Here is a 9,127-nt window from a genome sequence, read left to right as displayed (position 1 = left end):
CCCCGGTCCTGCTCCCGTGCGCCGTCGAGGATGGTGAGCCCACCCACCGCCACGGCGATCGCGAGGACACAGCTCACGACCCCGGCCCGGCGGCGGGTGCTGCGCCGCCGCAGGCCTGCCACCCGTGGGACCAGGTCGGTGGGCGGCCGGCCGGCCAGCTCGGCGTCGCGACGCAGCGCCTCGCGCAGCTCGTCGGTGTTCATGGCGCGTCCTCTCGGTGCCTCACCAGATCGGTGGCGGGGGACAGCTCGATGCGCAGGCGGGCCAGTCCGCGGGAGGCCTGGCTCTTCACCGAGCCGGGCGAGCAACCCAGGGCTGCGGCGGTGTCGGCCTCGGACAGGTCCTCGTAGTAGCGGAGCACGATCACCGCCCGCATCCGCGGCGGAAGCCCGTCCAGCGCCGCGACGGCCCGGCCGGGGGCCGTGACGTCGTCCGCCGTCGCCTGCTCCGGCAGCCGGTCGGTGAGCACCTCGCTCACCCGGTGACGGCGTCGCCAGCTCGCGTAGGTGGTCACCAGCACCCGGCGCACGTAGGGATAGGCGGCGTCGTGGTCGGCGATCCTCGACCAGCGGCGCGACGTCTTCAGCAGCGCCGTCTGCAGCAGGTCCTCCGCCATCCCCCGGTCACCGGTCAGCAGGAAGGCCACCCGCAGCAACGCCGGCGACCACTGCCCGACGAAGTCGGCGAACCCGGCCTCGCTCTCCATGGCCACGACACCCTCCCGTCGAGCGCCGCGCCGGGTGCGCCGCTACCCCTACACACGCTCGGTCGCAGCGCTGAGGTTGAGAGCCTGGCGGGAAATCTCGCTGCGGGACACCACGTCCCCCATCAGGGTTCGCACGAGGCGTCAGGGGCCGGCGCCGCGGATCCGGTCGAGGATCGCGTCCACCAGGGCGGTCTGCCGCTCCGCCGGGGCGCCGTGCGGGGACAGCGCCGCTTGGAGGCTGAGCCCGTCGTTCAGGACGTGCAGCTCGTGGACGACGGCCTCGACGTCGACCTCCGGCCGCAGCTCCCCCTGCTCGGCCGCCTGCGCGAGCCGCGTGCGGATCCTGCCGCGGAACCCCTGCACCTCGTCGGCGTACAGCTCGACCAGCCGGGGGTTGCCGACCGCCTGCCCCCAGAAGCTCACCTCAACGACGGCCAGGAACCGGCGCCGCTCGTCCAGGGGAAGGCACTCGAGCATGTACTGGCGGACGGACGCCAGACCGGTGAGCTCCGGGTCCAGCCGGGCGTGCACCTCGGCGTGCGCGGCGAGCATGGCCGAGGCCATGAGCTCGGCCTTGTCGGCGAAGTAGTGGGCCAGCACCCCGCTGGAGCAGCCGGCCTCCCGGGCGATGCCGCGGGTGGTCGCGCTGGCGATGCCCTCGCGCGCGATCACCCGCCAGGTCGCCTCGATGAGCGACCGGCGACGCTCGTCGTGGTCGACGATCTTCGGCACGACGTCCTCCCTCGCTGGACGACCGTCAGGTCAGGGCCGGCCACCGGTCGCCGAGCCCGAGGCGCTGCTCGAGCACGTGCGCGACCTGGAGGACGTCGATGTCCTGGTTGCGCCGGCCGACGATCTGCACGCCCACCGGCAACCCGGCCTCGGTCCAGCCGCACGGGATGGAGATCGCCGGCTGCCCGGTCAGGTTGAACGGGTTGAGCAGGAACGACCGCCCCCGCGCGCCCAGCCGCACCCCGTCGATCTCCTGCGGTCCGGGGCCCGGCTCGGCGGACCACGCCTCCAGGGGCATGGCCGGCGTCACGAGCAGGTCGATCTCCTCGAACAGCGTCCGGGCGGCGTCGTAGAGGCGGCCTCGCTCGATCTCGGCGGTCTTGAGGTCGACCGCGGAGTGCGACCTGCCGTACTCGATCAGCCGCTTCAGGTCGTCCTCGAGCCAGTCCGGCTCCCGATCGGCGAGCGGCCCGACACCCACGGCGAGCCCGCTGCTGTAGATGACGCGGTGGAAGCGGCTGGGGTCCTCCCAGCCCGGGGCCTTCGCCTCGACCGAGCCACCGAGCTCCTCCAGCACCGAGACCGCCTCGGCGACGATCTGCACCACCTCCGCGCTCACCGCCCCGTACCCGAGGTCGGGGCTCCAGCGGATCCTCCGCCCCGCGAGCGGCCGGTCGGACTGCGGCAGCGGCACGAACTCCCCCATGTCGCTGGTGAGCGAGAGGGGGTCGCGGTCGTCGTTCCCCGCCATCAGCGACGTCATCAGCGCGGCGTCGGCCACCGTGCGGGTCAGCGGCCCCATGTGGGTGCGATGCGCCCAGTACTCGCGGATCGGGTGCACCGGGATGCGCCCGAACGAGGGCTTGAAGCCCACGACCCCGCACAGCGCCGCGGGGATGCGGATGGAGCCCGCGCCATCGGACCCCTGCGCCAGCGGGCCCATCCCGGCGGCCACGGCGGCGGCGGCGCCGCCCGAGGACGCCCCGGTCGTCCGGGAGGTGTCCCACGGGTTCACCGTCGTCGGGGCGACCTGGTTGTCGGCCATGTCCTTCCAGCCGAAGGCCGGGGTGTTGGTCTTGCCGAGCAGGACGCCGCCGCTGGAGCGGAGCCGGCCGGCGACGACGCTGTCGGTGTCCGGGACGTTGTCGGCGAAGAAGCGCGTCCCCATCGTGGTGCGGATGCCGGCGGTGTTCTCCAGGTCCTTGATGGAGTACGGGATCCCGTCCATGTCGCTGATCCGCTCGCCCCGCTGCGCCCGCTCGGTGGCGGCCGCCGCCTCCTGCCGCGCGAGGTCGTCGGTGACGGTGATGAACGCGTGGACCTCCGGCTCGACGGCGTCCATCCGGCCGAGCACCGAGTCGAGGACCTCGGTCGGCGAGACCTCCTTCGCCTGGATCATCCGGCCCAGCTCGGTCGCCGGCGTCGCCCACAGCTCGTCGCTCACGGTCACTCCTGTCGTCGTGCCGCACGGATCCGGCGGCGGGGGTGAGGTCTAGTCGGAGGGGCGCAGCACGGTGAGTCGCCCCGCGGCCGCGATCGCCGTCCAGTCGTAGCGCATGGGGACCGTCTCGCCGGCCGCCCAGCGCTCGTGCTGGTCCAGGTGGTGTGGGTCGTCCGGGTCACCGGAGGCCCCCGTGACGACGACCCAGGAGCTGTTGTCCCAGGCGCCGACGTCGAAGACGTAGCGCGCCACCGCCCCGTAGACGGCCCGGGTCCCCGTCGACGAGTAGCAGCCGTTGGCGAGCACGGTCTCGTTGTCCCCGCCCACGTGCGCGCCGGGAGGGTTCAGCCGGTCCGCCTCACCAGGGAACGCGCCGGCCAGGGGGTGGGAGAACGCGACCGGGTGCCGGTCGGCCCACGGCGCGCCGTCCACCACGTCCACCGCGCGGCGCAGTGCCTCGACGACTGCCTGCGCCCAGGTCCAGCCGCCCAGCAGGGAGGTGTCGTCGGCCCGGACGAGTCCGGGGAGGGCCCACCAGAGCTGGTTGGTGGCGTCCACGTTGGGCTGCATCGGGACGACGACCGGATCGCTCGCCGCGCCGCCCAGCCCGGACCGCTCGGTCAGCACCCCGGCCAGCGCCCAGCGGAAGGCCGTGTAGGCCGCGGCGGCCGGCGAGTCCGCGCCCATCCGGGCGTCCCAGTCCACGATGAGATCCCGCAGCTCGGCGCACCGCGGGTCCGGCACGTCCGCCGTCGCGAGTACCCGCTGGAACAGCGGAGCGCTCAGGCTCTGCACGTCCGAGGAGATCGCCCGCATGTCCTCGGCCGTGGCCTGCGGGAGCTCGGACAGCCGGTCCTCCACGCGTCGGGCGCGGTAGGAGGGATGGCAGTCGGTCATGAGGTAGTCGCCGTCCGCGGAGTCCGCGACCACCCGGTTGTTCGCCGTGGCGAGGTAGCCGCGGGCGGGGTCGGACGTCCGCGGCATCGCCTCGAACGGGACCATTCCGTCCCAGTCGTGCTCCCCCGTCCAGCCCGGCACCGGCAGCCAGCCGTTGAGCCGGGGACGCCGGGGGACGACGGCGCGGACGAGGTGCCCGATGCTGCCGGTCGTGTCCGCGGCCACGAGGTTGTGGTCGATCAGGCCCCACCCCTCGCAGGCGTCGAACAGCTCCGCGGACGTCCGCGCCCGGAGCATGGGCAGCAGGCAGTCGAACGAGCGGTCGGTCTCGGCGAACTGCATCGACCGCAGGGTGAGCGCAGCGCCCGAGGCCGGATCACCCGCCACGACGGGGCCGTGGTGGGTCTCGACGACCTGGATGTCGACCGGCTCTCCGCCCGCGACGAGGATCCGCTCGGTGCGGGCGCTCGTGGGACGCCAGGCGTCCTGGAACCGGTACCGGGTGGCACCGTCCGAGAACAGGTCCACGTACAGGTCGTGGATGTCGGCGAAGGCGTGCGTCACCGACCAGGCGACGGAGCCATTGTGCGCGAAGTGCGGGAAGCCCGGCACGCCCGGGACGGTCAGGCCGATCGCGTCGAACGAGTCGCAGGCGAGGTGGGCCTGGGTGTACATCCCGGGCATCTCGAAGGCGCGGTGCGGATCACCGGCGAGCAGCGGTCGGCCCGAGGCGGTGCGCGTACCGGACACCGCCCAGTTGTTGCTGCCTCCGCCGGTGGCGTCGGCGTCCGCCAGCGCGGCCATGGCCTCCAGCGCCGGGGCGAGGGACTCCAGCGTCGCGACCCAGCGCTCGGCGTCGGCGCCGGGCGGGATGCACAGCCGGTCCGAACCGCCATCGTCGTACCGGAGCAGGCCGACCTGCCCGGGGCCGATGGCCCGCACCGCCGCGGCCCGCCAGAGCTTGAACCAGACGGAGCCCATGAGGTAGCCGCGCTGCCGCATCGCCGCGATGCTGTGCCACGGCTCCCACGCCTCGGGCTCGATGCCGAGCAGCCCGTACTCCATCGGCAGCCGGTCCAGGCCGGCGAGGTGGGCGTTCACCCCGGCCGCGTAGGCGGTGAGCATCGCCTGCGTCTCCTCGTCGGCGACGTCGAGGTCGCGCCGGCAGGCCGCCACCACCCCGAGCCGCCGGGCGAGGGTGTCGGCCGGGACGCCCGCCGGCCCCACCCACTCCGCCCAGCGGCCCTCCATCTTCCGGCGGGCGGCATCCATCTGGAACAGCCGGTCCTGCGCGTGCACGTACCCCTGGGCGAAGAAGGCGTCGTCGGAGGAGCGCGCGCGGACGTGCGGGATGCCCCACTCGTCCCGGTACACCTCGACCTCGTCGACCAGGCCCGTCAGGTGGACCGTGCTCCCCGGACCGCTGCTCATGGCCGCTCCGCTCGATCGGGCCGGCGGTCGGCGAGGAAGGCCAGCGTGGAGTCCAGGTCCCGCAGGCCGGCGTCGGAGCCCAGGCCGCCGGCGGTGAGCGTGCCGGAGGCGATGCCCAGCCAGGCCGCCTCCTCCAGCGACCGGCCGAGGGTGAGCCCGCGGATCACCCCGGCGCAGAAGGCATCCCCGCAACCGGTGGAGTCGACGACCGGGCCCGGGATCGCCGGCAGGGAGAACTCACCCTCGGCGCTCACCCCGAAGCACCCGTCGGCGTCCATCTTCACGATCACGGCGTGCGCTCCGAGGTTCCGCAGCGCCCGCGCGCCGTCCTGCGGCGAGGACAGGCCGGTCAGCCGCGCGACCTCGTCCCGGTTGGGCATGAAGACGTCGACGTGCGGCAGGGAGGCGGCGAAGGTGGCGAGCGCGTCGGTGCGCTTGACGCCGAGGCAGTCGGCTGTCGTGATCGCACCGTGCGCCCGGGCGTAGGAGAGCAGCTCCCGGGACGCGTCGCCGTCGAGCCCCGGCAGCGCCGAGACCCCGCCGTAGTGCAGGACGTCGACGTCGGCGAGGGCGTCCCAGGGCAGGTCGGCCCGCCCCAGCTCGGCGTTTGCGCCCCGCACGTGCCAGGCGGGGCGGACGCCGGCGCTGCTGATCGGGAGCATCGTGGCCGAGGTCGGCTGGCCCGCCTTGACCACCAGGCCGCCCGCGTCGACGCCCTCCTGCTGCAGCAGGGTGCGCACGAAGGCGCCGACGTTGTCCGGCCCCACCGCGCCCACGGCGAGCACGTCGGCGCCCAGTCGGGCGAGGTCGACCGCCGTTCCCCCGGCCGTGCCGGCCACCGTCATCCGGATCTCGTCGATGATCACGGCCGTCTGCGTCGTGGGCAGCACGTCGATCGCCCGGCCCAGGACGTCGAGGATGTAGATGCCCACGCAGGCGACCCGCGGTGCCTTCTCCCGGTCGCCGGTCACTTGATCGCCAGGGCGTTGGCCGGGGAGCCGACCCCACCGGTGACGTGCAGCGGCGCGCTGCAGAGCAGGAACTCGTGGCGCCCGTCCGCGGCGCAGTCCTCGGCAAGCGCGTCGAGCTCCCAGAGCTCGCCGATCGCCAGTCCGAACTGCCCGATGAGGACGTTGTGCAGGAATCCGAAGGGCGCCGCCTCGGGACGGGGGTCCGGCGGCCACACCTCCAGCGCCGGTGCGTCACTGACGAACGCCGCCGCGCCGCTGTCCCACACGTAGCGGGCCATCGCCTCGGTGTGCTCGATGCCGGCCGCCGTCAGCCGTCCGCGGGCCATCGCCTGCCGCGCGCGCTCGTGCTGGCGCCGGTACCACCCCACGAAGCCGGTGCGGAGCAGCACGACGTCGCCGGGCCGGAACTCCACCCCCGCCTGGCGGCGGGCCAGCTCCAGGTCGTCCACCGTCAGGGCCGTGCTGGACCCGGGATCGACGGGCCGGCCCGCTGCCTCCAGCGCGCGGGCGACGTCGAGGAGAACGCCGCGGCCGGCGATGCCGCGCTGCGCCCACGCCTCGATGCCGTTGCGGCCCTCGCGCGCGACGTCGTCGGCCGAGACACCCTGGTAGAAGACGTCGGGCCGGTACGCCACGTGCGAGAGCGCGTCCCACTGGCTGGAGGCCTGCGGGTAGTAGTTGTCGTAGACGTCGTCGAAGCCGGTGCCCCCGGGGCTGGGCAGCCGGGTGTGCCGGATCGCGCCGCGGCCGTACAGCGGCGGGTCGAACAGGTCCTGCGGCGCGTTCAGCGGGAAGACCGCACCGCGGACGACGGACTGCGCGGCCGCGGCGACCGCCTCGGGCGACTGCAGGTTCATCCTGCCGACGGTGTCCCCCGCACCGAAGACGCCCCAGCCGACCGGTGCGCCGGCCTCGTCCCGGGGCAGGTCGTCGTACGGCGGGATCCCGCCGTCGGTCCGGTCGCTCACCGCGTCGTCCCCGCCGCCGAGCCGTACCGGCGGCGGGCCGACTCCGACGCGACCTGGCCGAGCTCCTCGTCGGTCAGGATGCGCGGGGAGCCGAACCCGCTCGCGGCCAGGTGCACGTCGGCCAGCCACTCGACGAGCTGGGCCCGCTCGTAGGCCTCCGCCAGGTCGCGGCCGTAGGTGATGGCCCCGTGGTTCTGCAGGAGCACCGCGGTGCGCCCGTCCAGACCCACCACGGCCGCCCGGGCCAGCTCGTCGGAGCCGAACCGCTCGTACGGCGCGACGCGGATGGTCGGGCCGCCGCCGGCCCGCAGGATCGAATAGTGGATCGCCGGCAGCTCCTCCACCACCGTCGACGCCGCCACCGCCCGGGGCGAATGCGTGTGCACGACCGCCGCCGCCCGCGTCGTCCGGTAGACCGCCAGGTGCATGGGCGTCTCCGACGAGACCCGACCCTCGCCCCCGACGTGCTCCCCGTCCATCGTCACGAAGCAGATCGACTCGGGCGTGACCTCGTCGTAGCGGATCTGGGACGGGGTGATGGCGACGACGTCGTCCAGGCGCACGCTCAGGTTCCCGGCCGGGCCGACCGCGAGGCCGTCGGGGTTCATCCGCCGCCCGTACCGGACCAGGCTCTCCGCGGCCGCGCGCCGCTCCGCGTCGGTGGCCACGTCAGGCGCGCCGCACCAGGCGGGCGAGCTCGGCGAACGCGTCGTCGGTCCGCTCGAGGGCCAGGTCGATGTCGTCGGCGGTGTGGGCGGCGCTGAGGAACCAGTTGTGCACCGGGTGCAGGTACACCCCGCGCTTGACGGCCTCGTTGGTCCAGGTCCGCGCCATCGTGGAGACGGCGTCGTCGTCCACGAACTGCAGCAGGGGCATCTGGACCGGACCGGTCTGCGAGGTGACGAAGCCGTGGGCGGCGGACTGGGCGGCCAGGCCGTCGCGCAGCCGCTGACCCGCCGCCGCCATGCGGGCCAGCGCGTCGGTGTCCCGCAGCTGGGTGAGCGTGGCGATCGACGCGGCCATGGACACCGCCGAGTACCAGAAGGAGCCGGTGACGTAGATGCTCGAGGCCGCCGCGCGCAGCGGCTCGCGCCCGGTGATCGCGGCGAGCGAGTACCCGTTGGCGATCGCCTTGGACCAGGCGGAGAGGTCGGGCCGGACCCCCAGCGGCTCCCAGCTGCCGCCGAGATCCAGACGGAAGCCGCAGCGCACGTCGTCGAGGATCATGACCGCGCCCGCGCGGTCGCAGGCGCTCCGGATCGCCCGGGCGAACTCACCGGTCGCCATCACCTGGTCGCTGGCGAGCTCCTGGCGCACCGGCGAGACGATGATGCCGGCCAGGTCGTCGCCGGCCTCGGCGACCGCGGCCTCCAGCGAGGCGACGTCGTTGTACTCGTAGTACCCCAGGTGCGCGCGGTCCTCGGGGAGCACGCCGCCCGGCCGGGGCGTGCACCACGGGATCGCCCCGTGGTACGCCCCCCTGGCGAGGAGCACCTTCCGCCGTCCCGTGGAGGCGCGGGCGATGGAGACGCAGGCGGTGGTGGCGTCGGTGCCGTTCTTCGCCAGCATCGCCCAGTCCGCGTGCGGGACCAGCTCGACCAGCAGCTCGGCGAGGTCGACCATCACCGGCGAGGGACCGTCGAGCAGGTCGCCGGTGTCCAGCTGCGCGCGGACCGCCGCCTCGACGACCGGGTCCTTGCGGCCGAGGACGACCGGGCCCCAGCCGCACATGAAGTCGAGGTACTCGTTGCCGTCGGCGTCCCAGACCCGGCTGCCCTCGCCACGGGTCATGAACTGCGGATAGGCGTCGGGCAGGCCGGCCGCGTTCATGTGGCCGTACATGCCGCCGGGGATCACCGCGCCGGCACGCGCGCGCAGCGCTGCGTCGACGGTGCGCGGGGTGAGGACCTGGGTCATCTCGTCGACCGTTCCGCTCGGGTGCCACTGCCCGGGGCAGTGCACCGGTGGGGGTGAGGCGGCC

9 protein-coding genes are annotated in these 9,127 nt (G+C 74.3%); all 9 read right to left on the bottom strand.

Features of this window, described 5'->3' with window-relative positions:
* A partial coding sequence (locus BLS70_RS20320; RefSeq protein WP_143030472.1) for a hypothetical protein occupies positions 1-203 on the bottom strand: 203 nt, incomplete at its 3' end.
* Positions 200-706 (bottom strand): SigE family RNA polymerase sigma factor, encoded by a 507-nt coding sequence (locus tag BLS70_RS20315; RefSeq protein ID WP_091771698.1) that lies wholly within the window; start codon positions 704-706, stop codon positions 200-202. The genes BLS70_RS20320 and BLS70_RS20315, both read right to left, overlap by 4 nt.
* Positions 707-847: 141 nt before the next feature.
* Positions 848-1,438 (bottom strand): TetR/AcrR family transcriptional regulator, encoded by a 591-nt coding sequence (locus BLS70_RS20310; protein WP_091771682.1) that lies wholly within the window; start codon positions 1,436-1,438, stop codon positions 848-850.
* Positions 1,439-1,463: 25 nt separating this feature from the next.
* Positions 1,464-2,882, bottom strand: coding sequence for an amidase (locus BLS70_RS20305; RefSeq protein ID WP_143030471.1), 1,419 nt, complete (start codon positions 2,880-2,882; stop codon positions 1,464-1,466).
* 48 nt (positions 2,883-2,930) lie between these two features.
* Entirely contained in the window at positions 2,931-5,207 is a 2,277-nt protein-coding gene (locus BLS70_RS20300) for a penicillin acylase family protein (RefSeq protein ID WP_091771678.1), read from the bottom strand.
* Positions 5,204-6,178 (bottom strand): carbohydrate kinase family protein, encoded by a 975-nt coding sequence (locus BLS70_RS20295; RefSeq protein WP_176946512.1) that lies wholly within the window; start codon positions 6,176-6,178, stop codon positions 5,204-5,206. The genes BLS70_RS20300 and BLS70_RS20295 overlap by 4 nt, the downstream gene beginning before the upstream one ends.
* Complete coding sequence (locus BLS70_RS20290; protein ID WP_091771674.1) at positions 6,175-7,146, bottom strand: cyclase family protein; 972 nt, start codon at positions 7,144-7,146, stop codon at positions 6,175-6,177. The genes BLS70_RS20295 and BLS70_RS20290 overlap by 4 nt, the downstream gene beginning before the upstream one ends.
* Entirely contained in the window at positions 7,143-7,814 is a 672-nt protein-coding gene (locus BLS70_RS20285; protein ID WP_218122523.1) for a class II aldolase/adducin family protein, read from the bottom strand. Before BLS70_RS20285 ends, BLS70_RS20290 begins: the two co-directional genes overlap by 4 nt.
* Position 7,815: 1 nt before the next feature.
* Positions 7,816-9,063: an aminotransferase class III-fold pyridoxal phosphate-dependent enzyme gene (locus tag BLS70_RS20280; RefSeq protein WP_091771696.1), complete on the bottom strand. Its 1,248-nt coding sequence runs from the start codon at positions 9,061-9,063 to the stop codon at positions 7,816-7,818.
* Positions 9,064-9,127: the final 64 nt, after the last annotated feature.

The sequence above is a fragment of the Blastococcus aurantiacus genome, assembly GCF_900102425.1.
GTDB lineage: Bacteria > Actinomycetota > Actinomycetes > Mycobacteriales > Geodermatophilaceae > Blastococcus > Blastococcus aurantiacus.
This window is presented reverse-complemented; position numbering and strand designations above follow the sequence as displayed.